General features: G+C 44.4%; 25 protein-coding genes. 1 reads left to right on the top strand and 24 read right to left on the bottom strand.

The features are described from left to right. Window positions 1-64: 64 nt before the first annotated feature. From C9I98_RS09660 to C9I98_RS09735, 16 genes are all read right to left on the bottom strand, one after another. The gene (locus C9I98_RS09660; protein ID WP_173424666.1) at window positions 65-970 is read right to left on the bottom strand and encodes a metal ABC transporter solute-binding protein, Zn/Mn family; all 906 of its coding nucleotides are present in this window, start codon (window positions 968-970) and stop codon (window positions 65-67) included. 5 nt (window positions 971-975) lie between these two features. Beyond that, window positions 976-1,851, bottom strand: coding sequence for a metal ABC transporter permease (locus tag C9I98_RS09665; protein ID WP_036818561.1), 876 nt, complete (start codon window positions 1,849-1,851; stop codon window positions 976-978). Next, entirely contained in the window at window positions 1,851-2,600 is a 750-nt protein-coding gene (locus C9I98_RS09670) for a metal ABC transporter ATP-binding protein (protein WP_036818559.1), read from the bottom strand. Before C9I98_RS09670 ends, C9I98_RS09665 begins: the two co-directional genes overlap by 1 nt. 2 nt (window positions 2,601-2,602) lie before the next feature. Further along, window positions 2,603-3,535 carry a metal ABC transporter solute-binding protein, Zn/Mn family gene (locus C9I98_RS09675; protein WP_211318316.1) on the bottom strand — a complete coding sequence of 311 codons (933 nt, stop codon included), beginning with the start codon at window positions 3,533-3,535 and terminating at the stop codon, window positions 2,603-2,605. A 34-nt stretch (window positions 3,536-3,569) separates the two neighbouring features. Then, window positions 3,570-4,160, bottom strand: coding sequence for a DUF6162 family protein (locus C9I98_RS09680; RefSeq protein ID WP_036823595.1), 591 nt, complete (start codon window positions 4,158-4,160; stop codon window positions 3,570-3,572). Then, window positions 4,157-4,474 carry a hypothetical protein gene (locus C9I98_RS09685; protein WP_036823593.1) on the bottom strand — a complete coding sequence of 106 codons (318 nt, stop codon included), beginning with the start codon at window positions 4,472-4,474 and terminating at the stop codon, window positions 4,157-4,159. The genes C9I98_RS09680 and C9I98_RS09685 overlap by 4 nt, the downstream gene beginning before the upstream one ends. Before the next feature lie 65 nt (window positions 4,475-4,539). Beyond that, on the bottom strand, window positions 4,540-5,373 hold the full coding sequence (locus C9I98_RS09690) for a DUF4198 domain-containing protein (RefSeq protein ID WP_036823590.1): 834 nt from the start codon (window positions 5,371-5,373) through the stop codon (window positions 4,540-4,542). Window positions 5,374-5,407: 34 nt separating this feature from the next. Continuing rightward, complete coding sequence (locus tag C9I98_RS09695) at window positions 5,408-5,902, bottom strand: DUF2271 domain-containing protein (RefSeq protein ID WP_245907127.1); 495 nt, start codon at window positions 5,900-5,902, stop codon at window positions 5,408-5,410. Between the two features lie 73 nt (window positions 5,903-5,975). After that, window positions 5,976-6,605, bottom strand: coding sequence for a PepSY-associated TM helix domain-containing protein (locus C9I98_RS09700; RefSeq protein ID WP_036827956.1), 630 nt, complete (start codon window positions 6,603-6,605; stop codon window positions 5,976-5,978). 485 nt (window positions 6,606-7,090) lie between these two features. Further along, entirely contained in the window at window positions 7,091-9,397 is a 2,307-nt protein-coding gene (locus C9I98_RS09705) for a putative bifunctional diguanylate cyclase/phosphodiesterase (RefSeq protein ID WP_107271906.1), read from the bottom strand. Then, window positions 9,394-10,284 carry a transporter substrate-binding domain-containing protein gene (locus C9I98_RS09710; RefSeq protein ID WP_051901978.1) on the bottom strand — a complete coding sequence of 297 codons (891 nt, stop codon included), beginning with the start codon at window positions 10,282-10,284 and terminating at the stop codon, window positions 9,394-9,396. Before C9I98_RS09710 ends, C9I98_RS09705 begins: the two co-directional genes overlap by 4 nt. A 132-nt stretch (window positions 10,285-10,416) precedes the next feature. Next, on the bottom strand, window positions 10,417-11,823 hold the full coding sequence (locus C9I98_RS09715; protein ID WP_036818572.1) for an aminotransferase class V-fold PLP-dependent enzyme: 1,407 nt from the start codon (window positions 11,821-11,823) through the stop codon (window positions 10,417-10,419). 103 nt (window positions 11,824-11,926) lie between these two features. After that, entirely contained in the window at window positions 11,927-12,871 is a 945-nt protein-coding gene (locus C9I98_RS09720; RefSeq protein WP_051901976.1) for a LysR family transcriptional regulator, read from the bottom strand. A gap of 17 nt (window positions 12,872-12,888) precedes the next feature. Then, complete coding sequence (locus C9I98_RS09725; RefSeq protein WP_107271907.1) at window positions 12,889-14,049, bottom strand: M20 aminoacylase family protein; 1,161 nt, start codon at window positions 14,047-14,049, stop codon at window positions 12,889-12,891. Window positions 14,050-14,181: 132 nt separating this feature from the next. Continuing rightward, window positions 14,182-14,652: a hypothetical protein gene (locus C9I98_RS09730; protein ID WP_107271908.1), complete on the bottom strand. Its 471-nt coding sequence runs from the start codon at window positions 14,650-14,652 to the stop codon at window positions 14,182-14,184. Then, window positions 14,645-15,487 (bottom strand): DUF3100 domain-containing protein, encoded by an 843-nt coding sequence (locus tag C9I98_RS09735; protein WP_036827338.1) that lies wholly within the window; start codon window positions 15,485-15,487, stop codon window positions 14,645-14,647. The genes C9I98_RS09730 and C9I98_RS09735 overlap by 8 nt, the downstream gene beginning before the upstream one ends. Window positions 15,488-16,049: 562 nt before the next feature. On the opposite strand from C9I98_RS09735, the gene C9I98_RS09740 reads away from it, so the two are divergent. Further along, entirely contained in the window at window positions 16,050-17,063 is a 1,014-nt protein-coding gene (locus C9I98_RS09740) for a Fe(3+) ABC transporter substrate-binding protein (protein ID WP_036815832.1), read from the top strand. A gap of 103 nt (window positions 17,064-17,166) precedes the next feature. Here C9I98_RS09740 and C9I98_RS09745 read toward each other — a convergent pair whose 3' ends face one another. From C9I98_RS09745 to C9I98_RS09780, 8 genes are all read right to left on the bottom strand, one after another. Beyond that, window positions 17,167-19,311, bottom strand: a complete 2,145-nt coding sequence (locus C9I98_RS09745; protein WP_036815830.1) for a metallophosphoesterase family protein — start codon at window positions 19,309-19,311, stop codon at window positions 17,167-17,169. Between the two features lie 290 nt (window positions 19,312-19,601). After that, window positions 19,602-21,623 (bottom strand): elongation factor G, encoded by a 2,022-nt coding sequence (gene fusA, locus C9I98_RS09750; protein ID WP_036815829.1) that lies wholly within the window; start codon window positions 21,621-21,623, stop codon window positions 19,602-19,604. A gap of 335 nt (window positions 21,624-21,958) precedes the next feature. Then, window positions 21,959-23,122, bottom strand: coding sequence for a tetratricopeptide repeat protein (locus tag C9I98_RS09755; protein WP_036815828.1), 1,164 nt, complete (start codon window positions 23,120-23,122; stop codon window positions 21,959-21,961). Continuing rightward, window positions 23,119-23,733 carry an energy transducer TonB gene (locus tag C9I98_RS09760; RefSeq protein ID WP_036815827.1) on the bottom strand — a complete coding sequence of 205 codons (615 nt, stop codon included), beginning with the start codon at window positions 23,731-23,733 and terminating at the stop codon, window positions 23,119-23,121. Before C9I98_RS09760 ends, C9I98_RS09755 begins: the two co-directional genes overlap by 4 nt. Continuing rightward, window positions 23,733-24,137 carry an ExbD/TolR family protein gene (locus tag C9I98_RS09765; RefSeq protein WP_036815826.1) on the bottom strand — a complete coding sequence of 135 codons (405 nt, stop codon included), beginning with the start codon at window positions 24,135-24,137 and terminating at the stop codon, window positions 23,733-23,735. Before C9I98_RS09765 ends, C9I98_RS09760 begins: the two co-directional genes overlap by 1 nt. Further along, window positions 24,134-24,697 (bottom strand): MotA/TolQ/ExbB proton channel family protein, encoded by a 564-nt coding sequence (locus tag C9I98_RS09770; RefSeq protein ID WP_036815824.1) that lies wholly within the window; start codon window positions 24,695-24,697, stop codon window positions 24,134-24,136. Before C9I98_RS09770 ends, C9I98_RS09765 begins: the two co-directional genes overlap by 4 nt. Then, entirely contained in the window at window positions 24,697-26,031 is a 1,335-nt protein-coding gene (locus tag C9I98_RS09775) for a MotA/TolQ/ExbB proton channel family protein (protein ID WP_036815823.1), read from the bottom strand. Before C9I98_RS09775 ends, C9I98_RS09770 begins: the two co-directional genes overlap by 1 nt. Before the next feature lies 1 nt (window position 26,032). Further along, window positions 26,033-26,788, bottom strand: a complete 756-nt coding sequence (locus tag C9I98_RS09780; protein ID WP_036815821.1) for a DUF3450 domain-containing protein — start codon at window positions 26,786-26,788, stop codon at window positions 26,033-26,035. Between the last annotated feature and the right edge of the window lie 130 nt (window positions 26,789-26,918).

Here is a 26,918-nt window from a genome sequence, read left to right on the forward strand (position 1 = left end):
CTGACTTGGTTTTCACTGTTGAAGAGCACAACGTCTCTTATGCGATCACATTACTAATATGATGTTATAGGTTTAATTCCCAGCGTGCTAAGGGGGCTTGTTGATTAATCCCTTTGCTGCCCCAGCGGTCAATACTATCAACAACTAGAATGCGTTCTGGTTTGGGCACCAGCGCTTTCAACATTTTACTCACTCGCTTGGATGTCAGTATCCACGTCGCCTCATCTTCTTTCAGCATCGCTACAAGCGCTGTTTTGTCTTGTTCAGTCCATTCCAGCTCAGGCTTTGTCAGCCTATCAACGACGAATAGCTGATTACCCGCAGCGAAATCTTCCAGCTCCTTAGACAGCAAAATCACAGAATCAACTTCTGCTTCAAATAAAGCGGCTTGCTGCTGATTAATTAAATGACGAACATTAATCATCAGTGCCTGCTGGTTCGCTGCGATAACTTCAGCATGTTGGGGCCATAAGCGTTGTAAATCACCACTGACAATCGCCGTCATACGAGTCAGGTTAGTTGGGTTCAACCAAGCATAAGGGGACGTTGAACCATCATCCAACTGTAATGCAGCAACACCTGTCGCTCTTGGGGAAATCGACTGAGATGCGTCAATTTCAACAATCTGGATGTTGCTTTGACGTGCGTATGCATACAGCGGGTCTTGCGGCCAAACCGCACCTAACGTGATAGCGGCTTTGGCTGTCTGTGCCGCCTTTTCAACTGATTCAACCCCTTTACTAGCGAACCAATTAGGTAAACGTTGCAAACCATAGCGCTTAGGTGGCAAGTAATGAGTTTCTAAACCTGTACCTTTGGTCAGCTCAGTCGATAGCATGTAGGTGACAGGCGCGGCTGTAAGAATATCTTTCGCCGATACAGCCCAAGAGCTGAGCAGCGCACCAGCAAGCAAACAACAGATACCTAACACCTTGATGCTGGATGATTTTTTATTAGCAAATTTCTTCATGTCACTTAGCCCTTGCGAACAATACGAAAACAGGTCGCCATTAAGAAGAAAATGGCTGAAACAATAATGATTGCGGCTCCAGAAGGAACTGGCATTTCAAGTTCCATTGGCAACAACGTACCAATCACGCAGCTAACGGTTGCCAGAAAAGCTGACAACAAAACAAAATCACCCATATTCTTGGTCAGTAGTCGAGCCGTCGCCCCCGGTATCAGCAACAAGGCACCAACCAGAACCGCACCAATAATTTTGACCGACGCAATAGTCACTAATGTAATCATCATAACGAACAAATAGTCGTAGAAATTAGTGGAATAACCGCGCACGCGTGCGATATCAGGGCTAATACAAGTTAGCAATATACGATTGAAGGTAGGTATGAGAACCAAGAGGATCAAGATACAGCTTCCCGCCAAGATCAAAATGTCTTGATCTGTCACGGTCAGAATCGAGCCAAACAGCACGTTCTCAAGCATATGAATATTGATTTTACGCGCTACATACATCAACAGAGCAGCACCGACCGCCAATGCCAAGGCAAGGAACACCCCCACTAGCGTGTCGTATGGCACATTGGTTCGATTCCTCACAAAATGAAGCAAAAGTGCGAAAATCATACAGAAACTAAATAGGCCAATAATTGGGTTTTCAGGCGGCTCGCCTAGTAAAACACCCAATGCGATCCCCGTTAATGCGGCGTGGCCAACAGCTTCAGAAAAGAAGGCAAGTCGCTTTGCAATCACCAAAGTTCCCAGCCCACCCAATAACGGGCCTACCAGCAGTGCTGCAACTAGGGCATTAACCATAAACGCATAGGAAAAGCTCTCACTCAGCCAGCCAGCTTCAACACCTTGTACAGCCAATTGGCGTAGAAAATCCATCATGCTGCTTTACCTCTTGCTTGATCATCAGAGGAAGGCGAGATACTGTAATGGTTAAATAATCGCTCAATTTTTTCTGGTGTTAGCACAGACTGAACGCTGCCGCTATCAATCAATTGGCGATTCACCACATGCACCGTGGCATCAAGGCGGCGAACAGCAGTGACATCATGGTGTACAGCAAGCAAAGTTTTACCTTCATTCACCAAATATTTGATGAGCGCTTCCAGGTATCGTACACCTTGCTCATCCATTCCTGTGGTTGGTTCATCGAGAATCAATAGATCAGGATTATCAAGTAGAGCCTGAGCAAACAACACACGTTGCTGCTCGCCTCCCGACAATTGCCCCATCCTTCTATCGGCCCGCTCCGCCATGCCAACACGCTCAAGCTGCTCTAGGGCAAATGCTTGTTGCTTTGATAGGTTTCGCCAGCGTGACCAAAACAATGGTGTACGGCTCTGGTTTAGCAAAATAAAATCCATCACCGTCAACGGCAAACTTGATTCAAACACGGCTTTCTGTGGTACATAGCCCACCTTGCCTTGCTTCTCAGGCCATTGGATATCAATGCGACCGGTGAAAGGTGTCAACCCAAGGATTGAACGTAGCAAAGAGGTTTTTCCACCACCATTTGGCCCCATCACCACATGACACTCACCAGCAGAAAACTCATGGTTGATGTTATGCAAAATGGTATTGTCACCGTATTTGAGGCCAACGTTATCGAGTAAAATTTTCGGTCCCACAACTAACTCACTTTGTTCTGTGCTGCATACTTCATGGACTCAATCAAGGTATCGAGGTTTTGCTTCATCTCGACCTCGACTTTCTCATCCTCATAAGGGCCATGAGTCATGTGGGAAAAACGGTACAGTTGAACACCTGTCGCTTTTTCAATGGTATCGACAAATCGGTTAGGCATATTCAGCTCATAGAACAAAATATCGATATTTGACTGGCGGATTTTCTCAATGGTTTCTTGCAACTGGCTGGCACTTGGCTCAACCCCGTGAGCCGGCTCGATCACCGCGGCCACATCAACACCAAATTCTTGCAGGATATAGCCATAAGCATTGTGGGTCGTCGCGACAACCATACCACTGGTATCTAAATCACCCAGCGTAGTCATGGCTTCATGTTTTAACTTACGAAAATGTGCCGCATACTTGCGGGCATTTTTTCTATAAAAGCGAGCGTTTTCAGGATCCAACTTGGAAAGTTCATTGGCAATGGTGTAAACCTTTTGAATCGTGGTTGAAAGCCCAACGAAGGTATGGGGGTTAACGGCACCATCACCTACAGATTGGCCCATTGCAGGTAGCAATGGCACATCTTTGTTTGCTTCAATCACAATCAAATCATCACGGTTTGCCGCTGCAATGACTTTTAGTGCAAAGTCATCGTGGCCAATACCATTAACGACAATCACATCCATCGCCTTCAAACGGCGAAGATCGTTAGGTTGAGGCTGGTAGTTATGAGGGTTGAAACCGGCATCGACAAGAGGAAGGATCTCGGCTTTATCGCCCACAACCGCTTTTACATAACTGTAATAAGGTTGCAGCGTGATACCAATTTTCATCTTTTCGGCTGCTTGGCTATACGCTGCGCCAAACAGTAATACCAATGAAGTCAGTACGGTTGTAATTTTAGTTATCGTATTATTTTTTAGCTGTTTCATACACATACCTTGAGGTGTGTTATTTATGCCAACACTAATGAAGGTGATTGTCTGTTTGATTTTGAACGGATAAAGCAAAGACCACTTGTGTCCAACCGGCATCGATTAACGCTTCAGTACTCAACTCAGCACTCGCTGACATGGCTTTCGCCTTGGGGGATAAGGCAAACCAAATGTCAGGCTCGTGCTCCCCTGAATAAAGAACCACATGCGCTGTACCCTGCTCCATTTGACGTATACCTAAATAGAAAGCGGGGGCAATTACCTGCCAGTTATGGCGTCCCTTATGCTCCCAACTTTTATCGTGTACAAAGGGCGCCAACCAAATTTCTTCAAGCTCCACCATATCTGGCCATAACAGTTCACTATGAACACCAAAGTCCAAGTTATCCTGATGAATATTGCGAATTTCTTCATGAGCAAGGCGTAACTCAGCGACCATAGCAAGCTCAGGTCCGGCTAAGTCATTCACAGACACTTGGTGAGCATCAAGTGCCTGTGCTTTAGATATAGACTGATGGTGCGGTAACAGCATAACAGCCAGTAAAAGGATCAATGCGATTGACAACCCAACCCACTTACCTTCTTTACCGCCATCGTCGGCTCTAACCGTTTGTGTGATCATTTCTCTTCAATCTCAACAACATCTACTTCAACTGGGTTTTCGTGACCAGCATCGAAAACCAAGTAAAAGTCCGTATCTGGCATCGCGAACTCAACCATAGAGCGTTTATCTGTTGTGACACGGTCAATCAAATTATCATCGTAATCAAACATATCGACATCATAATCAATCGCTTCACTACCATCGCTATACCCCGCCTGGCAAATCACTTTGTCTGATTCAAGCCAGCAACTCATTAATGGAAAATGCGCATAGACAGCAGAAGACTGAATAGTCAGAAAAGCGAAGATGGCTAGTTGTGTGGATTTTTTCATCATTACCTCAAAACGAAAAAAGCAATAGCCTGCAACAATGGCAGGCTATAAATCACGGATAACAATTACTGCAGAACAGCTTCAAAAGTGAGGTGAACATTGGCGCTTACACGATCAGCCAGTGCGTTGTTTTCCAAATCACCTTTGTAATTTGCCTTCATCAACCAACGGCCTGCTTGTTCCGGTGTAAATGTCACCATGCCGTTCTCATCACTTACTACGTCAAGTTGCTCTTGGTGGTTGCGATACATAGTGCCGTCACGGGTGATTTCTGCGGTCACACCTTGCTGAGGCTCCCCATTAAAGAAAAACTGGAATTGAACCTCTTCGCCTTCAACAATATCTGCCGGGTGCGTTACCGGCACTAGCTCAAGGAATTTTTTATCTAGTTCAAATGCTTTGGTCGTTGGCTTACCCACCGTGACATAGCTTTCAGCGCGGGTGTAGCTAACTTGGGTAACAACATCACGGGACTTTTTAGGCAGCACATCATCACGTTCTGCTTTATTCCCCTTCACCCATTTGACAGTATCGCGGCGGCCCGCTTTGTACTGGGTGTAGTAATAAGGCGTTCCGTTTACACGAACCTTGTGCGTTCCTTCTTCTTCAAAGTGAAAATCAAAAACTGAACGACGCTTGCCTCGGATAACAAAATTCGGGCGTTGTACACGGCCATCCGGCATCACCACTTCACCTGTTTCGGCGCCGGCTGGCTTATCAAACACAAACGTACCGTGTGACGCTGTCACGTCAAATGTCAGCCAATCACCGCCTTCTTTAGAAACAGTAAAATGCGATGGAAGTAACCAGCGTGGATGCGCATTCGCACTTGCTGTCACAGCTAAACCGGCAACAAGCGCACAAGCCATAGATACGGCTTTAATTTTATTATTAGTCATTGTTTTAATTCTCTATTTTAAAATATTCTTTTCGTTAAGCTTGAGGCTTATAGCTCAAACTAATTGACCCAGTTTCTTCGGTAGGCGCTAGCTCGTAAGTCACAGCCTCTTCACCCAACGTCATCTTTTGGCGCAGGTAGTTTCGTCCACCATGTTCACGCACCACTTCGGCATAAAAGGTGTAATCTCCCTGCTCAACACGCTCACCGTCATCATTCAAACCGTCCCAAACAAAGCGGTATTCACCCGCAGGTCGAGTGGCTGAGGTCACGGCATCAACAAGTTCACGGTCATAACGGCCGACCTTACGCCACCAGCTGCGTAAATCTTTCAACCACTCATCTTTGCCTACCCACAATTGCACTGTACGAATAGGCTTTCGCTTGGCGTCTTCAATCCATACCGCCACATACGGACGGGCATACATCGAGGTTTCTATCTTTGGGAGGGTAAACTCAACTTCCATCGTCGCTGACTCAGGCAGTGGTTTAGCATTGGCAGTGAAAGTCAGTGGAAATGCTAGCGCCATAGCAATCAATGACCGAGGCACAAATGTCGTGAATGACGGTTTCATGAATAATCCTTGTAAACGCAGCTGGCTGCTAAGGCACAGCAAAAATGAAAATAATTAGAGTAAGAAGCGAGCCAAAAGCCGTCCATTTCATGGAAGTGTTAAACGTCTTTTTCTTCGGTAGCAGGAGACACACACCTGTAAGCACGAAAAACACCATTAATAACGCCGTAATATCGATAAACCACTTCCACACTTCCCCGCTGTTGCGCCCTTTATGCAGATCATTCAGTACAGCGACAGCACCATAGTGTGACTTTTCAATCTCAGCTTCACGGGTAGTCAAATCGATATAGACCGTTGCATCAAAACCCGGTCCTTTGTAATTGAGTGATACTTCACCTTCAAATAGCTCACCATCTTCAATTTCGGTGAAGACTTCCATCTTGGAAGGCATGCCTGAGATTTTTGCTTCAGCTTCTAAGAAATTAAGTAATTGTTGCTCATCAGGCACGTAGGCTGTTTGTCCTGAAGCGAGGATCGTTTCCGGCACCTCAATAAAGAGGGTCTCAACCTCAGGTTGGCTATTTACGAAGAGTCCAGGGCGATTAAGCGTAATGCCGGTCACAGAGAAAAACAGCACCACAAGTAGCAGCGCCATCGATATGTAGATATGAAGACGACGGGCCCATAGCTGCACCGCCTTGCTTTTTAACACCATAATAGAAAACAACAAACAGCCTTAATCAAGGCCGATAACATAATTGATAATTGTTTTCATTGGCATTCAATTTACATTGTTTACGAATGTAAATGCATGATTCAAAGTGTTTGTTTGTAGCAGAAAATGCAAAGACGCAACGATCGCCGCGTATTTATTGAGCACCAATACAGCCAAAAATCGTACAAACACCAAACAACATGAGGGCTAAGCAACCAAACCAAAAATATTTTTCTTATTCACAACAAAAACCGTATCAATTTTATTGATATAAAAACTCAAAAAGGCATAATGACGTCAGTTTGATGAAATCTTTTCTATCAAGCGTTCTACGTTTATACGCCGTCGAGCACAGTTTGCCCGACGGTTTTTTTTCGCCTGACCAAAATTGATGACAAAAACCTGCCTCCACACACAACCTATCATCAAAATAATTGATAGGAAGGCATCTCAGTACAAGATTGAAGTAACATGCCATATCGTGATCACGCAGCAACCACCTCATGTAAAAGTTGTTCAAACTCACTGGCTGGAACAGGCTTACTATAGAAATAGCCCTGCCCAAATTCGCACCGCTTTCCTTTTAAGTAGTCAACATGTTTTTGTGACTCAATTCCTTCAGCAACAACCTCTAGCTTTAATGCTTTAGCCATAGCGAGGATCGCATTCACCAATTCCCTGTCTTCGGACTTGTTCTCAATTTGCTGCAAGAATGAACGATCGATTTTCAATCGATCAAATGGAAATTTTTGTAAATAACTCAGTGCTGAGTAGCCAGTGCCAAAATCGTCGATTGTCAATTTTATCCCCATCGACTGCAGCCGGCTTAGCAGTTGAAGGACTTCTTCGTTATGGTTGAATAGCAAACTTTCTGTCACTTCGATATCCAGTAACTCCGGGTCCAGACCCGACTTCAACAACGCATGGCGAATTTGTGCATAGAGTTGTTCACAATAACGAAACTGTACGCTCGAAATGTTCACTGAAAGGTGAATTGGTGATATTTGTTGCCACTCTGCCGCTTGCATACACGCTTTGCTAATCGCCAATTCCCCTATCCGGTGAATTAAGCCGTTTTTCTCTGCAATGGGGATAAACTCTTCCGGCGATACTGCGCCAAACTCCTCATCACGCCATCGCATGAGCGCTTCTGCACCAACAATCTTATCCGTCGATAGATCAACAATCGGCTGATAATACAACTCAAGTTCATCATTATTGATAGCTGAACGTAAGCGTGTACCCAAAGCTAATGCCCTTTGGGCATCTTTGTTCATGTCGGGGTTATAAAGGTTAAACCCATTCCGCCCTTCTTGCTTGACGCGATACATTGCAGTATCGGCACTGGCCAATAGTTGCTGAACGCTATCGCCATCTTGGGGGTAAATAGATAAACCGATACTCGCAGAAACAAAAAACTGCTGATGGTGCCATTCAAAAGGCGTCTCAAACAACGCCAAAATACCTGATGCCAGTATTTTGGCTGCCCTTGCATTTTCCAAACCTGGGATAATTAACAAAAACTCATCGCCACCTAGGCGAACCAACACATCAGATTGCCTCATAGAGCCAAGCAACCGGTTCGCACTTTGCTTGAGAATGTCATCTCCGGCTAAATGACCAATGGTGTCATTAATTTCTTTGAAATTATCTAAATCAATAAACAACACAATAACATTGGAACCAGTATGCTTTGCTTTCACTATTTCTTGCGCTAAACGTTCATTTCCGTATTGACGATTAGCCAGTCCAGTCAGAGCATCGTGTGTTGCCTGATAAGCTAATTTTTGCTCCGACAAACGGCGTTTTTCTATTTCTTCAATCAAGCGTTGATTTTGAGCTGAAAGCGTTCGTTGTTGTTTATGGCTCGCTTTAATTTTAGTTCGAAGAATAATGTTGGCATTATTGATCAGAAAGATATACATCAAGCCAATAACTACAGGTACGGCAAGGAAAGAAAGGCCAGCAATAAACCAGGCCGAAGTAAAGATCTCTTTCTCACTGACAGGCTCGAACCAGGTTTTCAGCTTAAAAGGCGTGTTATCTATAACAGACTCAAAATAAAGCTTACTGGCCAACCCGGCTTTTTCCGCAACTGTACTCTCTTCTTGTAAGGTATTCCAAATAAGTAAGTCCCCTTCAGGTGTCATCAATTCCAACCAACTTCGGGTGACATCCCCCTCTTGCACGGTAAGTTGGTCAACAATCACTTGGGGGTTAATATGAGCAACCAGATAGGCAACAGGTTCATTGGCGTACGTTACGCGTTTAATAAACTGAATATATAACTGCTCATTTTGTTTGATTGTGTAAATACGGTTGTCATAACCCCGTACTACTGAGTATTTAATCGGATCGATATATGGTAGGCCATTCGACTTTGTTTTTGCTATTAACGAGCCGTTATAGCCTATGAGACTAAAACCCAAGTAGACAGGCGTACCAGCTATTTGTGTTTTCTCTATCTTATCCTCTAGCTCTTTATGCAGCTTAAATAGGCTTGCACCCAGCCCGTACTCCATTGACATACCGGAAGCTAAGTTGGCAAAAAAAGTGCCCATTGTTTTATCAGTGACTAGGTAGCTGATCTCGTCACTGGTCACACCAAAGAAGTACTCAAGGGTATGGCTATAACTTTGTACTTTGAGCTCTAATTCGCGATGCTGAGATTCTTTAAGCCGAGACTGGCCTAAATTGGTTACGGCGAGGATTAATACGAGATAGCCTGAAAGCAAAATTGAAGCAGTAATAATCAGGCTTCTACTTGATAACTTACTCTTCCATGTCTTCATAAATCCGTTTCAATACTTCCTGTAAAATAATCACTGTAGAAGTAAAATATCGAAGGATAATGTTTTTCTACCAGTGATTGAAACGTTCCGTCTTTTCTAATCTTAGCCAAGTACTGATTAAATGCTTTACGTAATTCAGGTGAATTTTTCCTAAATGCCGCCCCCATCCTTTGCTCTTGTGAGATTGGTCCAATAACTTTGATTTCCCCGGGCCATTTTTCAAGCGCAATAAGCGCATCAGCAACATCCAACAAGGTGGTTTCTGCATCATTATTTAATATTGCCGGCACCATTTCATTCAGCTTTCTACGCGTGTCAGGCAAAATGACATTCGCGCCCGTTTCATAAAGCTGGTACAAATTAGGATCTAAGCAGGAATATTCCAACGCTAAGACATCTTTACCAGCAATTAATTGCTTCACTTTTTTAATGTCTTTATCTAATGACCCAGTCGGCCTTATTGGACTCAAGTTAGAATCAGAACGCGCTATAAGCCAAACACCTGAAATAAAGTAATCATCAGAAAAGTCAGCCAACTGTTTACGCCAATCAAGTATAGTCGCACCATTGGCAATAATATCGCCTTCAATGGGTGTCTTTTCACCCCATGAAAATTGATTATTGCTATATAGCACATCTTGTCCAATCAATTTACCGACGACATTACTCCAATCCGCAGGCACATATTGATATTTAACCCCTAAATGCTCCGCAAACCCCTTAACGAGCTCAACATCCAACCCCGTTAGTGACTCAAAATTATCCCTTTTGATATAAGACACAAAATTAGCATAAGGTACCCCAATATGGCGAAGCACGCCGCGTTGCTTAATTTCAGCCAAGTCATCTGCGATTGCTAAATGACAAAAAAATAGACTCGCAGCCATAACAATAGGGCGGCTCAGCTTATTCAGATAACCCCACTCCATTTTCGACACTCCTTGCCATAAATTGCTTTATGTAACTATAAATAGTAAACACCCAGCGAAAGCTGGGTGTGAAATAATCTTAAGCTGTTTTTATGACATGTCTTGGTAGAGGTTCTTAATCGCTTTTACGAGCCCTTCGACATCTGTCTCATCATGGAAAAGGTGCGTCGATATACGTAACGCATGCGAATCAGCAGCATCATCTTGGTATAACTTAAAGCTGGTCGTGCGGATAATATAGCCGTATTCGTTACGGAGCCTATCTCTAAACTCTGTGAGTTTTTCCCCATCCTCCAATCCAAAGGGATTAAACGTCGTTAAGCCGCTTGAAAGTGATTCGACATTAGGCGAAAACACATAGGCACTAGGCAATGCTTCTGCTAATAGTAATTTACACAAAGAACCAAGGTATAACACGCGCTCTTCAATCTTAGCGCGCCCAATGTCATCCCACATCTTGCAGCTGTCCGCCAACGCCTGTTTTGCCGGGTAGTTATCATTCCCTATGTACTGCATTTGAAGTTGCTTACCTAGGTAGTCAGCATGTGATAACGAAGAGTTTATGAGCCACAGTGGATTTGGTCTATCATACCAATATTGATCTAATCGTTTTGCATCATCACGAACATATAGGATCCCCGTTCCCCCCGGTCCACATTGCCACTTATGACCAGAGCCCGCATAGAAGTCACAATCTAAATCATGGAAGTCTAGATCAAGCATCCCAATAGTATGCGCACCATCAACCAGGGTTGGGACCTTATAGTTTTTTGCTAACTCACACAATCGCTTAGCAGGCAGTTTGGCACCGGTTTTATAAGTAATGTGAGAGAAAACCACCAAGCGGACATTATCATAGTTGTTCAATGCCTCTGCGAATGCATCAACATAGTCATCGTCACTGACAGCCTCAGAGCCTGTATAAACGGGAAGTTGCACCTCAACAACCTCAACTTCAAAACGCTGCTTAACGACATTCAGTGGTGATGTGCCTGCAACATGCTCATGGTGGGTGGTAAGAATGACATCTCCTGGCTGGAAATGGAGACCATTAATGATGGAGCACATACCATCAGTCGTATTGCGACTTAAGATTATTTCATGCGGGTCGGCCCCAAAGCCTGCAGCAATATCTGTCACCATCTCTGATACATATGGCCAACTACCAAACTTACCATCCATATCCCATGGGTATTTGGCCACCGTCTTATTGTTATCATGATAATCAGCCAGTACATGTTTAGGCATCGAACCGGTTGTACCAATATTCATATATGTGGTTCTTTTATCGAGTAAAAACTGCCTTTTTACCTTTTGCCAAAACAGGCGGTCAGATTGGCTATGGGAAAGCCCTGGAATCCAATCACTGTCTAATTCAGATGCTGTTGCTTTGCTTGCTACCAACGAACTACCAATTCCAGCCAGTGCAATAGAGGCCGACGTTTTGATGAACGATCGGCGTTTAGGGTTATCAGGGTTGCTGTTTTTATCGGTCATTTACACCATCTCCTTGTGCATATACATGAATAAAGGGTGTAAATTAACGCTAATAATCACTTTTTGATGTTACAAATTTTTCTATCAATAAATGTATGACCCATCACGTTATTGCCAATTCCTTTTTTATTGGCTCTGCCTGATTTGCAATATTAAAAACCGTCATGCCTTTAATGATTTCTTGAGTCATTTTTTCAATACTGACCGTCTTTTCATGGCCATGACGCATAATTAAATCAACAGATGTTTGCTCAGTTGGCATTAACGTAATCGGAATCGCCTTTAGGCTGCCGTTTTTTAATTCTCTATCAACGCATACTTCAGGCAACAGCGTGCCACCAGCTCCAGACAAAGCAAACAGCTTTAAAGCCTGGAATGAATTGCACTCTAACGTTGGCCATAATTCACAGCCATGCGAGTCCTCAATTTGGCTAACGATTTGACGAATACTGAAAGAGTGATCAAGCAGTGCCAGCGGGATTGAATCTAGGGTTTCACCAGTGCACTGTTCAAGCTGACCAAATTCACTGTAAGGGTTAACGACTAAAGACAAGGGCTGGAATATTTCGCGATGAAGGAAGTCGATTTGCGGTGAAGTTGGGCAGTTAAGTACTAAGCCGATATCCGCCTGCTCTTCCCTTAACTTTCTGATGATCTCATCACCACCACAGACATCTAATTTGACTTGAACACCCGGAAACTTTTTAGAAAAACGCGAAATCGCGTTCAATATCAAGTCATCGATAAAGCCACCGCCCGTTGCCAACCTTATCGTGCCTGTTTTCATTGACTGCATATCAGACAGAAACGCGAGGAACTCGTTTTCTTTGACTTGCATCTCTTTGATATATTGTGTGAGTTCTTTCCCTGCCTCTGTTAAGGTGACACCTCTACCCAAGCGTGTCACCAGTTGTACATGAAGCTGGTCTTCTAATTGTACAATTTTACGACTGATTGCCGATGGAGCAACGTGAAGCTTTTCCGAAGCTCCACGAATACTTCCAGCCTTAGCGACGGCTTCAAAATACTTTAGTGCGCGATTATCCATTTCTCTGCTACAACGAGTTAAGCAAGTAATCGTTGTACCAGATTCACCCAATAATTAGCACCAATTTTTAATACATTATCATTAAAATCATAATGTGGGTTATGCAATCCATACTCACCACCATTGCCCAGCCAAATATAACAGCCCGGCTTTTGTTCAAGCATAAAAGCGAAATCTTCCCCGCCCATGCTCGCTGGCGGGTTTAAATGCACTTTATTAATGCCTGGCAACGATTCTAATGTGCTCAAGCATTCACGCGCTTCGTCTCTTGTATTAATGGTTGCAGGATAACGGCGAGTATAATTAAACTCGACAGTGCAGCCTTGGCTAGCCACTACGGATTCGACAAGTTGCTGCATTCGGGTTTCGATTAAATCACGTACATCCGGGCAAAACGAGCGCGTCGTGCCTTTCAGTTCGACTTGTTCAGGAATCACATTGTAAGCATCACCACCATGGATCTGCGTTACGCTGATCACCCCGGACTGTTGAGGATCGATATTACGACTGACAATACTTTGTAATGATGTCACCACTAAGCTTGCAGCTTGTACTGGATCAGCCGCTAGGTGTGGCATCGCCCCATGGCCGCCCTTACCCTTAATGACAATATCGAAAGTATCGAAAGCGGCCATTACCGCGTTATCATGTACCGCAGCTTCGCCAGCTGGCAGACTTGGCCAGTTGTGCAACCCATATACCGCCTTCGCCGGGAACTTTTCAAACAAGCCATCTTCAATCATTGCTTTCGCACCCGCTTCATTTTCTTCAGCAGGTTGGAAGATAAAATGAACGGTACCGGCGAAGTCAGGGTTCTTGGCTAATACATGCGCCGCACCAAGCAACATCGTAGTATGACCATCATGACCACACGCATGCATTTTCCCTTGGTGGACAGAGCAATGACTAAACTCATTGAGTTCCTGCATTAATAACGCATCCATATCTGCACGCAAAGCAACGGCATCACCACCGCCCTTGTTACCATGTAACGTAGCGACAACCCCTGTTTTACCAAGACCACAAGTGACTTCAAGCCCCAATGCTTTAAGTTTCGTTGCAACAAACTCTGCTGTTCTGAACTCTTCGTAGGCAATTTCGGGGTGGGCGTGGATATCACGTCGCCATTCAATCATTTGCTGCTCAAATTCCTGACAAAGGACTTCACTATCTTTCATAGGACTTATCTCAAGTTATTCTGATGTAATTATACCCAAGCTAGCTCAAGGTGATTCAAGATGCTGCCAGGTGCTTAGATATATAGTTGATTGGCCTCCCACCGTCAGGAGGCCGCATTGAGTGGTAATAAATTAGATTAAGATATTTGCGACCAGCGCCGAGCCAATAAAGGTGCCGGTAAACACCAAGATCGAAATAAGCACAATCTTAAAGCCTGACTTTTTAAATGTGTCGATTTCTAATTTACTGATTGCCAACCCAGAGTAAGCCAATACCGGGGTCACCAAGCTTAAGAAGTTAATGGACTGCAAATTAGAGACAATCCAATCTGCACCAGGGAATATCGGCAGGGTAAGCCCTACGCTGACAATCGAGATCCATGCAACTGAAGGCAAATAAAATGGCGCGTATTTCGCTAACACTAAACTCACCAACACCATCGAGTAGATGATAAACATCCCTAGCAATGCTTTTGTTGGTGCAATCCCCGCCCCTGCCCAATTTGAAATCAGGGCAATAACCGATACAAAGAATAAAACCAGTGCAAACTCAATTAAGTCGATACCGCTATTTACGTGGCGTTTTTGTGCTACTTCAGACATTTGAATCACTCCCTAATTCAGCTTTAACCTTCTCATCCTTCTTCTTGGTGAGCACTTTGTACAGTTTTTCAGTTAATGGTAATGCAACAAACAACCCTAAGAACAAACCCGTCGCATTAGTCAGTAGGTTACTGGCACCAGCAAGGGCTAGAATTTCATCCTTTAGGCTTGGGTACATTTCACCCAGCGATGCAGAACATGCAGCAGTCATGCTGCCACTACCGACACCACAAGCCATTGCAAGAGCTTTAATATCGAACAGGTTCAAGCTGGCTAATACAGAAGCAAGGATTGCAAAATAGAGTGTGCCAAACATCGTACCCATAACGTAAACCCCCATTACCCCGATACCTTCTGGATTCTTCAGTCCGTACTTATCGGATATAAGCGCAATATTCGGTTCACGAGCGATCGAGAAACAGGCTCCCACAGATTCACGGCCCATTTTCAGCAACAACACGGCGACTGGCATCGCAATGAGAATCGTACCTAGGTTACCCAGTTCTTGAAAAATCATGGCGGGACCCACACTCAAAATCTTATCAAGCGATGGACCAATTAACGTACCGAACTTGGCGAGGAATGGCATAACAGCAATCAGAATAATGGGTGTTGCTTTTTCTGCCTGCTTAATCGTAATCAGCGAGCTTGCTTTTTTGATTACATTTGGGTTGATCAAAATACCAATCACGAAAGAATAGAATAATGGCAACAGTACAATACTGCTTGCCCCTATTGGGATCTTGATGACCCCTATCATTTCGGCGATTACGGTTAAAACAATTACAATAAAATGGAGCTTAAAGTTGAGCAGTTGGGCTTTAATGCTATCCATACTCTGACTTCCCTTGTCATATAAATGAAAACACTACGGCCATTGAAACATGCTGTTGAAACCACAACCAATGCTATTATTCAAAACTTCTGTTCTAAAAAAAGCAACGCTCTATAAAATCCTTATTGTTAAAGGGGTTAGTTAAATAGAGCAATATTAAGCTAAGACATAACCAAGCGTTATATAACCTTACAAAGCAGAGCCATAACCATACATCCCTCCGCCCAGCACCTTGTATGCCTTATGAATATATAGCCAAACGCCAAAGGTTGGCAGATAATCTTTTATTTTCCATTGAAAATCATTAAGTTATTTTAAATCAGTCAAGTGATTTAAAATTATTGCTATATCAAGCATCTAGACACTCGCACCACTTAGAGCAATTATCTACCAATGCATGATAAATATTATTATCAACCACACTAATAGCCATATAAGGACAATTATATAAACTTAAAATAATTGAGAAGCAGTTCATACTATTCTATTTATCTGTTATGAAAGTGACTCAATTTCCGCTCTAATCCGCATTGATAATATTTATCATTCTCATGGATATATAATGAAAAAAATACTACTCACTGCTGCTATTTCGACTTTACTAGCCCCACAACTTGCTTCTGCTGCCGAAGAGGTCAATGTCTACTCTTATCGTCAACCATTCTTAGTTGAACCTCTGTTTAATGAATTCACCAAAGAAACGGGCATTAAAGTAAATGTGAAATTTGCCAAAGAAGGCTTTACTGAAATGCTCAAAAAAGAGGGCCAATACAGTCCAGCTGATATTGTTCTAACCACTGACATTGGTCATCTTGTCGAACTGTCTGATAACGATCTAGTTCAAGGCGTTAATAACGAAACGATAAATGAGAATATCCCAAGTCAGTACCGTGACAGCGAAGGTGAATGGTTTGCACTAACCTTACGTACTCGTAACGTACAGTCATCTAAAGATCGTGTTGGTCAGCTACCTGCCGACTTTGATTACATGGATTTGGCCTCGCCGGAATGGAAAGGAAAAATCTGTACTCGTTCTGGTAAACACCACTACAACATTTCGTTGGTCTCTTCGATGATCGCCCACCATGGCGAAGCAGAAGCTAAAAAATGGCTAGAAGGCTTCAAAGCTAACCTTGCTCGCAAACCTCAAGGCAATGACCGTGGCCAGGTAAAAGCCGTAAAAGAGGGTTTATGTGACTTGGCAGTAAGCAATAGTTACTACTTCGGTAAAATGCTTGAAAACGAAAACCAACGAGCATGGGCAGAAGCGGTTTACATTAACTTCCCTGGCCAACAAACTAGCGGTACCCATGTCAATGTGAGCGGTATGGCCATGGCCAAATACGCACCTAACGATGACAATGCCATTAAACTCATGGAGTTCCTAACAGCCAGCAAAGCACAAGAAATGTATGCCGCTGTAAACTTCGAGTACCCGGTAAAAGAAGGGGTTAAACGCTCTGAGCTCGTTGCATCATGGGGTGATTTTAAAGCTGACGACCTATCGCTAGAAAAAATCTCAAACTACCGAAGCACAGCCGTTAAACTACTTGATGAAGTGAAATTTGACCTTTAACGTCAACGACGTACTTAGATAAAGAATAAAGGCCATGTCAGAACGAATACATCTAACATGGCCTTGTAGCTAATCTGTACTAATACAGCTAAGCAAGCTAATTTTACTTCATCAATTCACGCTCAGTCGCGTCTTTCAAGTCAGTCAGCGTTTGATTTTCAGTATCAATCAAGAAATGGTCGCTGGCATTGCCGGTTGCGAATTTATCAAGAATGACAAACAAGCTGCCAAAACGCGACTTGAATACATCGCCCACGCTGTAATCACCGAGATCACCGATTTCTGAATCAATCGTGCCATCAAATTCTGACAACTCGTCGCTCAATACTTTATATTGAGGCAACACTGCTGGGTCGATATCACGGAAAGCCAACTCATCAGCATTACGTAAACGATAGAAATCAACCGCCAGCTCTTCACCCGTCCACTGAGCAAAGTCTTCAAGCGCTAGGCCATTATCTTGCGCAATCGCTTCAGCCTTCGCTGTTGCTGCTGCCCAGTCAGCCTTGAATTGCTCCCAGTCGCTATTTTTAAGCGCAGCGCAGCCTGTGATATCAATACCGAGCTCTTCTGCTAGTTGGCATACAGTAAAATCAGTTTCAATCTGCGACATAATGAGCATGTCATCGCCATTCATATTCATGATCATATGGCGCATTTCAACAGGCCAGTCACCCGGCAGGAAGCGTAGTCGCGTCAACTCTTTGATGTGCCAATCTGTTAGCTCGTAATAAGTCTCAGACTTCAGAATATCTTCATTCCAAATATTGGCTTTCGCCTCTTCATCATTGCCAGCCAAATCTGTTAGGTGCTTATGCTCTTCCTCATAATGCTCAAACAGCTCATTGAAGCGCTCAACCTTGTCGATAATGACTGTTTCTACTTCAATTTGGTTATCTGGTCGGATATTCAATACCTTATAGGCTGGAATGTAGCCTGCTAAAGACGGCGCTTGAATGTTAAACAAGGTATGCTGTTCACCATTTATCACGTACTGCTTCATACCAGTATCATTGAAGTGCATATGACCACCAACATGAACACTTAGCCCCGTTGCCGCCAATGCCTTACTGGTTTCCTCATCAGGCTTGCGCGAGAGCTGGAACTTACCCTCGCCAAATAAGTCCTCGATATCTTCAGAGGCACCGTTGTAGAACTCAGTCATTGGGAAGTGACTGAAAGATACTAACGTCTTATTCTGCTCTTTCGCCGCCTTTACCACATCGCGGATCCAATCAATAACATGCGCTTTATGGGTCAGCATCATGTTGTAACCCGCATTACCCGAACCATCGTAATCATTCGGGTTCGCCTCGCCACCAACAGAACCTTCAACTGGACGATATACATTGGCATCAATTGCCAGCAACCAAAGTCCTTTCACTGGCTCTACGAGGTAGCTTGAATCCGGCACTTCCGAACAGCTGGTGTACCCCTCTTCTTTGTAACCCCCACCTGTTCCCTCATGACAAATTTCATACATCCGGTTGGTGTAATCCGCTTCTTTCATCGCAACATCGAACGAGTAGTTCTGACGAGCTTCATCACTGCTGTAAGGGGTTTCAAAATATAGGTATTGCTCTTGTGGGTAAAAACCATGGGCACCCAAAATACTCATGATATCTTTATACCCCCAGTGCACCACCTCATCACTACAAATCACTGAATGCGAGTCTTCGCGATCAATTGGCTGCTGAGGATTAACACACTTGTCATGCTCAAGGCTATAAATTGGTTGCTTCAAGCCCCCTTCACCTAAGTAGTCATCTTTACCAGCTGGCTGAATAAAAGGCCGGTTTGGATCGTGGTTACCCGGTGCTGCGAAGAACTCTAAGCCATGTTTTTCACGGTAGGTGTCAAAAATCTTTACCAAACCTCGCATGTGAACCGGTTGGCCGTCATCACTAAAGTCACCCGGCAAAGCAACGTACTTAATACCACGGTCAACAATGTCATCCAAAGCAGCTAATAAGGCAAAATAGTTTTCATTGAAAAGGCGTGTCGAGCCCATTTGTGAGGCCATGGTACGAATTGTTGCACCTTCACCACTTGCTGAGTTAGGCAACCCATCAAATGCGCCATCCTCAAAGTCGCCATAGATATCGTGAAAGTGGATATCGGGCATAAAAGCAACTTGCATAGAAGTTTCTAAGCCACCTTTACCGTCTTCATCAGACGAGCTTGAGTTACAGCCAACTAATGTTGCTGCTGTCAGCAACGACAATGCCGACAGAGTCCATTTTTTCATTTATATGTTCCTGATTAGACTTCAAAAATCGGCAGGAAGATTAGGAAAGATTGATGACAGGTTAGCTCTATTTTAATGACAAATTAGTTACCATAACCATGAAATGCCAACTTAGTTCATAAATTCACTGAACGTCGATTACTTTGCATTTGGCTTGTGAATCAGTATTTAACTCTAAATAACCTGTATCTATTCAAATGATGACGTAATACAAAAAAAGCGCCCATATTACTTTGACTATGGGCGCTTATATTGTGTGCTATTAAGGCACCGAGCCGTCATGCCTCGCGTTAATGCACAGCAGCCTCTTTGCATACTTTATCTTGAACCATGGTCGGCGCTGGCTCGTAATGGCTCATTCTAAGGTTAAAGCTGCCTTCACCGCCTGTCATAGCACGTAGACGCTGGGCATAATCTACCAACTCGTTTTGTGGTACCCTGGCTTCAATTGTTGTGAAGTTATTGTCTTCAGATTGGGTACCAAGGATCACACCTCGGTTACCCGCAAGATCACCGGTCACGTCACCCACATCGGGGGTCGGTATTTGCAGTGTCAACTCAACGATTGGCTCAAGTACAATTGGGTTAGCATTGTTTACCGCATCCAAAAAAGCCTTTTTCCCGGCAATAACAAATGCAATCTCTTTTGAGTCCACCGAATGGAACTTACCATCGTAAACTGTCACCTCGATGTCTTTTAGCGGATTGCCGGATATCGCCCCTTCCGCGAGTGCTTGACGTATTCCTTTCTCAACCGCAGGAATAAGCGAAGTAGGTATCGCACCGCCTACAACCTTATTGACAAAATTAAAGCCTGCGCCGCGCTCTAGCGGCTTCACCCTTAGCTGCACTTCGCCAAACTGCCCTGCACCACCACTCTGCTTTTTATGGCGATAATGCCCCTCTGCAGGTTGCGTGATCGTTTCAAAGTACTCAATACTTGGCTGCTGGGTATCAACGTTTAACTTGTACAGCGTCGCCATCTTCTCTAGCGCTACTTTCAAGTGAAATTCACCCTGGCCACTTAAAACGGTTTCGTTGGTTCTCGCTCTATGCTCTATTCGCAAGGATGGATCTTCTGAGGCAATCTTACCAAGTACTTCTGATAGCTTCTGCTCATCACCACGTTTAATTGGCCTGATCGCCAAGCCAGACATTGGCTCAGGAAAGTCTAACGTTCGCATATAAACGCCATCTTCGTCATGAGAATCATGAACCACAGAATCAAACGCCAGTTCATCCACTTTTGCCAGCACACAAAAATCACCGGCTCGGGCACGGCCTATCTCATTGCGTTTTTTCCCCTGCAGTTGATAAAGGTGCCCTACTTTGAACGCCTTATTGCTCTCACCTATATATAGCTGAGAGCCTGCGTTTATCTCACCTTGGAAAACACGAAGGTAGGCCAATTTACCCAAATACGGATCAACGCTAATTTTGAATACATGAGCAACGATATGATCCAGCTGATCACAGTCGACACGGATCAGCTTGCCCCCTTTCTCTAGCATCGGCGGATTACCTTCATCAGGCATCGGCATTAACTCAGCTAAAGTTCGTAATAAAAGCGGTATGCCTATACCCGTTTCTGCCGATACAAAACAAATTGGAATCACATGCCCGGTGCGCAATGCTTCTTCAAATGGGTCATGCAGCTGCTGCGGATTAAGCTCAGAACCTTGCTCTAAGTAGATTTCCATCAATGCTTCATCAACTTCGATAACTTGATCAATCAACTTTTCATGGGCTGACTCAACAGAATCAAACAAGGTTGCTTGTTCATAATCAGGTTCAAAATAGCAATCCACCACACCGCGACCGTCGCTAGTCGGTAAGTTGATCGCCAAACACTCATCGCCGAAATGCTGCTGAATTTCTGCCAATAAGCCGGCTAACTTTTCAGGGTTAAGGTCCAACTTGTTAATGATGATCATCTGGCACTTCTGTTGCTCTTGAGCAAACGCATAAAGCCGATCGGAAAGTTGGTTGATGGGTGTATTAGCATCAAGGACTAATGCTGTTGTCTCTACCGAAGGGTACACACTCAGGGTGCGACCAAGTAAATCAGGTAATCCCGGCGTATCAATGACATTCATGCGATGCGACTGCCAACTCAGTGCTACGGGTGTGGCTTCGATACTGTGCTGGTATTGGATAGATTGAGCATCAAAGTCCGTTATTGTGTCACCGGCTTTGATATTCCCGAGATGGGTAGAAGAGTGGGAATCAAACAAGAGTCGTTCAACAAGGGAGGTTTTACCTACCCCACTTTGGCCAACTAGCGCAATGTTACGAATTTCATTCACAGACATAATAAGTCCCCTTTTAGAATTTAAACGTAGGCTCGGCGATTGGGTGGCGGGTCTACCGCCTCATCGTCTTCCACGTCATTTTTCTAATCGGAACTTTCATAGGCTATGGTCCTACTCGAGACATACTACCAACCTAGATACGCGCTTAAATAATAGTCAGAATTTAATGATGCGCCTATATCCTTACATTTACTGTGAGTAATTTCATATCGAGTGAGATTGAAAGCAGAGTGTTAATAAAAAAGGCCGTAATTGTGACAACTGTCGCCCAACAAATCTCAGTTAGGGAGTTATCACAACAACGACCTTCGATCCTTGCTGGCAGTGTATCGGTATCAGCTATTCATTTTTCGCATTTGGCTTAGGTACTTAATCCAGCTTTTAGAAGCAGATGTCGATTCGATGTTATCGGCCCGTTTGGCATGAAGAATAGCTTTGTCAAAGTCTGCAAGCTTGTAGTAGGCTCGTACACGCGCCAATTCAACATCAGCAGCCCGCTTATTGTCTGACACTTTGTCTAACTCAGCCAATGCCGCATTATATTGACCCTCTTGCAAAAGTACTTGAGCTAAAGGCCAGCGGTATTTGGCATCTAGTTTCGCTGCCACTTTCCATGCTGTAATCGCCTTATCCCACTCTTTTGCCATCTGCCAATATTGAGCTTGTGCAGAAGCCAGATCTATATCTGATTTAACTTCATCAAGCTCAGCATAAATACGAGCTGCTCGCTCCGGCACACCATTTTGTGCATAAAGCTGACCCAGAGTTTTTAAGTCTTGCTGGCTAAGCTCAACGCCTTGGCGGTTTGCCATCGCTAATGTACCTAGGGCATTTTTAGACTGGCCAAGACGAAGCTGTATACCAGCCAGTTGCTGCCACCAGACAACCTTTTCAGGCTCAAGTGCAATTAGCGCTTCAAGCGTCGGAATTGATGCTTTCCACTGCTTTAACTGTAATTGGGCACCAAGCTTAATCGTTAACGGCTGTACATCTACTTTTGAAGCAAATCTAATATGCTGATCTATGGCTTTTAAAACTGGCTGCCACTCTTCAATCTGGTAATGAGATTGAGCAATTCGTAGCCAAAGTTCGTCCGCTTTCTGATTCTCAGGAATAGACTTAGTCAGCTCGTAATAGTGAGGCAAAGCACGCTTGAATTGCTCATCAGACAACAAGATATCGGCAAGCATGCGCTGAGTAACCCAAGCCTGTTCATCTTCCAATAAACCCGAGCTTACAGCTTGAGTTAGGTTGTCTATCGCAGCAGTTAAGTTACCCTGCTGCCAATAGAACACCCCAAGCATTCGCTGAACAAAGGCCTGATCGTAAGCTCTTGAAGGCGAAAGCTCTTTAAGGATTGCTATGGCTTCGTCTAGCTTATCTTCTTGCTGAAGGTTATTGGCACGTTGTACGCGTCCTGCCGTAAACTGTGATAACTCAGCTAGAACTGGGCTTGATGCCATGACTAAAGCAATAACTAACGCAAATTTCTTGATCATTTTTGTAGTTTAAACTCCAGTCGAACTGTTTGACCTACTTGAGAAATAGCACGGCCATCAACAACCTTTGGCTGATATTTCCACTTCTGTAGTGCACGCATCGCTTCACGTTCGAATAAACGGCGAGGTTGCGCTTCAATAACATTGATGTCCGTTGGTCGTCCTTGCGGATCGATTGTAAAGGACATGACAACGTAACCTTCAGCACCTTGCTTCATTGCTCGAGATGGGTAACGAGGCTCAACACGATACAAAGGCATAGCCTGTTGGTTAGCACCAAAATCAGAGAAGGTCGGCACGTTAATCGCCAAGCCAGAAATAGCGGTGTCCAAGTTTAGACTCGGCATATTTGGCATCGCTGTATTGGTAACAGATTGTGTTGATGTCGGCACTGCTTCCGGCGGTGGCTCAGGCGTTTCTGGTTTTTCTGGTACAGTACGCTGGCGACGTTGCGCTTCACGCTCTTGCTCTACCATCACCATGTCAAACGCGAGTGGCTTTTTATCTTCTTGCGCTCGCTGATGGCCGTTATCGACCATCCACGCCATAAAAGTAAAGAGCCCGAGAGCCATCGCAAACGCAAGCGGTAACGCGATGAGAATTCGGAACATTAACGTTTCTCCGCAGCCAGAGCGATACCTTTAACACCAGCCCCTTTCGCAGCATCCATTACCTTCACAACCGTACCATTGAAGGCATGTTCATCGGCTTGGATGACCAATGAAGCTTCAGGCTGCTCCAGCAATAAATGCTCAAGTGTCGCCTGTACACGCTCAACATCAACAACGCGCTTATCAATATAAATATCGTTAGCTGAAGTGATAGCAATAAAGATTCCAGCATCTTTCTGACTAACAACATTGCTTGCTTGAGGACGATTAACTTCAACACCTGACTCTCGTACAAACGAACTGGTCACGATGAAGAAGATCAACATGATAAAGACAATATCAAGCATCGAGGTCAGATCGACCTGTGCTTCTTCACGGGCAGAAGACGGACGGCTCAGTCTCATCGCTTGCTCCTTAATAACTTTTCTAACTTAATTTCACGCAAGTGGCAGGCTTTAGACAATCGAGCATGAACAAACATACCAGACAGCGCAGCCACCATACCTGCCATAGTCGGCAACGTAGCAAGTGAAATCCCTGATGCCATCAGTTTTGGTTGGCTACTACCTTGAGTTGCCATCACATCAAACACTGAAATCATACCGGTTACCGTACCTAGCAAGCCAAGCATCGGACAAATAGCCACAAGCACTTTGATTAGATTTAAATTCTGGTTAAGGGCAATGTGTGCCTGACTCAACCAACCATCACGCAACGCATGTGCATACCAAGAGGTTTGGTCTTCTCTTGCCTGCCATTTTGCCAGCCATGCTTTCTTCTGTTTTGGGTAGGTCATGAGCAGGTACAGCACCCGCTCAATCACCAAGATCCAACAGAAGATCACCACGGCGGCCAACCACCATAACACTTGGCCACCTTGGTTCATGAACTGTTCTAATGAGTACCACCAGGCTTCGAAGACCGATGCGTGAACAATAGGCACTTCGTACACAGTGTTTTCCATTATGCTGCGGTTCCTGCTTTTTCAGCTTGCTCAGCAACAAGGCTAATACCTTGTTTTTCAAGGATGCTGCGGATATTTTCAGCTTGAGTGCTCAGAATGTTGTGAGCAAGTAGTAGTGGCATAGCTGCAACCAGACCAAGCACTGTTGTCACAAGCGCCATTGAGATACCACCAGCCATAACCGTTGGGTCACCATTACCAAACTGGGTGATCACCTGGAAGGTTTCAATCATACCGGTTACGGTACCTAGCAGGCCAAGCATTGGTGCAAGTGCTGCTAGTAGCTTGAGCATGGACAGACCTTTCTCTAGACCTTGCTGCTCATCAACAATGGCTTCCAACAGGCGAAGCTCAAGTGCTTCAACACTGCGGTTTTGTTCTTTACTGTAAACACCTAGTACTCGACCAAGCGGGTTATTACCAGGCTGGCTTGGGTCTTTCAGCTGTTTGCGAATTTGCTGACGTACAACAGTCAGTTTTGCACCGCGGAAAATCGCGATAATTAGACCAATCGCCAAAAGGCCAAGGATAATCTTACCCACTACCCCACCATGCTCTAAACGGTCGGCCAGTTCAGGCTCATTAGCCAATTGCGAAAGCATGATGCCGCGAGAAGGATCGACAACCGCTGCTTGCAAACCAGATTGCTGAAGTTCATTCAGGTTTATGGTTGAAGGCCCCTGTACTGGTTGTTTAAGGTATGCCTTTGCAGCTTCACGCTCACCATCCCATGATAGGTAACCTTGCTCACCGATAAGACCGATACTACCTAGGCGGAATGCATCAACGCTTGCCTGCTGACCTTCACCGTTGATGAAAGGAACGCTAACGGTACGCATTTCACGACTTGCTGCGATCTGATCTTCAAGTCCTTTCCAGAGTCCATCAAGCTCAGGCAAAGAAGGCAGTGTTCTTGCTGCAACAATAGTATCAATCACATCACGGTATTCGTTACGATCGACACCTGTAACCGAGAAGGCCATCTCAGCCTCAAGGTCTTTGGCTGCTTGACGAACAACACCAAACAACTCACCCAAGCTACCCGTTTCTAGGCGAAGCTGCTCTTCCAGTCTTGCAAGGGTGTTTTCATTTTCACTGAAATCTTCACTAAGCTGCTCTGTTTCCTGCTGCAGTTGCTTCTGCTGCTTAACCAAAGCATCACGCTGAGCACGGATTTCTTGCTCAGTTAATGAGAAAGCTTTCTCTCGATCTGCATTATGGGCACGCTCAACTTTCATTTCCTGTTGCGTGTTTTCAACAAGTGCTGTATTTGCCGAAACAGCAAAAGGCATAGAAAACAAACATAGTGCTGTTGCTAACGTTTTGATTTTCATGTTACTGGGTCTCCACGTTAACAGATACAGGAAGAGTTAGAAGGCTTGGAGCTGCTTGCTTAGAGGCAATGGCAAATGCTTTGTTAATCCCTTTAGCAAAGCTGTTATCCAGCGACTGCCAGCTTGATGAAGCATCGTTCCACCCCCAAAACTGCTTACCGTCAAGGCTACGGGCAACCAGTGAGATTCGGCCAAGGTAAAGCATATCCGCTTCAATATTGCCGCTATCTAACGCGACTTGTCCCTGGTACATACCTAACTTAGTACCGTAATCCATTTCGATTTGGTAGGCCTCAAGAATGCGGCGGTACTTCTCAGCATCGCTGATATCCGCTTGCACCATCATTTTCTCAAGTTTCTCAATGCGCGCTAAGCGTGCTTCGTGGCGAATTGGCTTGTCATTTGCCACAAGTGTCTTCAGCCCGTCAATCATCTGGTACATCAAAGGAACAACGCCCTGGCGTGTATCTTTAATGCCTTCGATTTGCGTGTTCAGGCTACTAACTTCGGCTTCTTGGTTAGAGACAAGGTTGGCAAGGTGATCACGGTAAACAGTCAGGTTTTTTACTTCTTCCTGAAGTTGTTCAATTTCCGCCATCATAGAAAGGCGTGCTTCCGCACTTTTATCGATTTTCTTCTGGCTGTTAGCTGAAGCACTGTTCATTGAGTTCTCAATAGAGCGTGCATCATTAAGGCTGCTGGCTTGTGCGCCAGTAGCCAAGCTTAACATCAGAATTGCAAGGCTAGTTTTCTTCATGTTTAACGTAATAATCAGTAGCTTAAAAAATTAAAGAAAAAATTCACAAGGTGAATACTTCAGTACTAAAAACAAATAGACCCAGCACAAAAATACTGGGTAACAGCGTGGTTATTTTAAATGAAAATTA

The organism is Photobacterium sanctipauli (assembly GCF_003026495.1).
In the GTDB taxonomy this organism is placed as follows: domain Bacteria; phylum Pseudomonadota; class Gammaproteobacteria; order Enterobacterales; family Vibrionaceae; genus Photobacterium; species Photobacterium sanctipauli.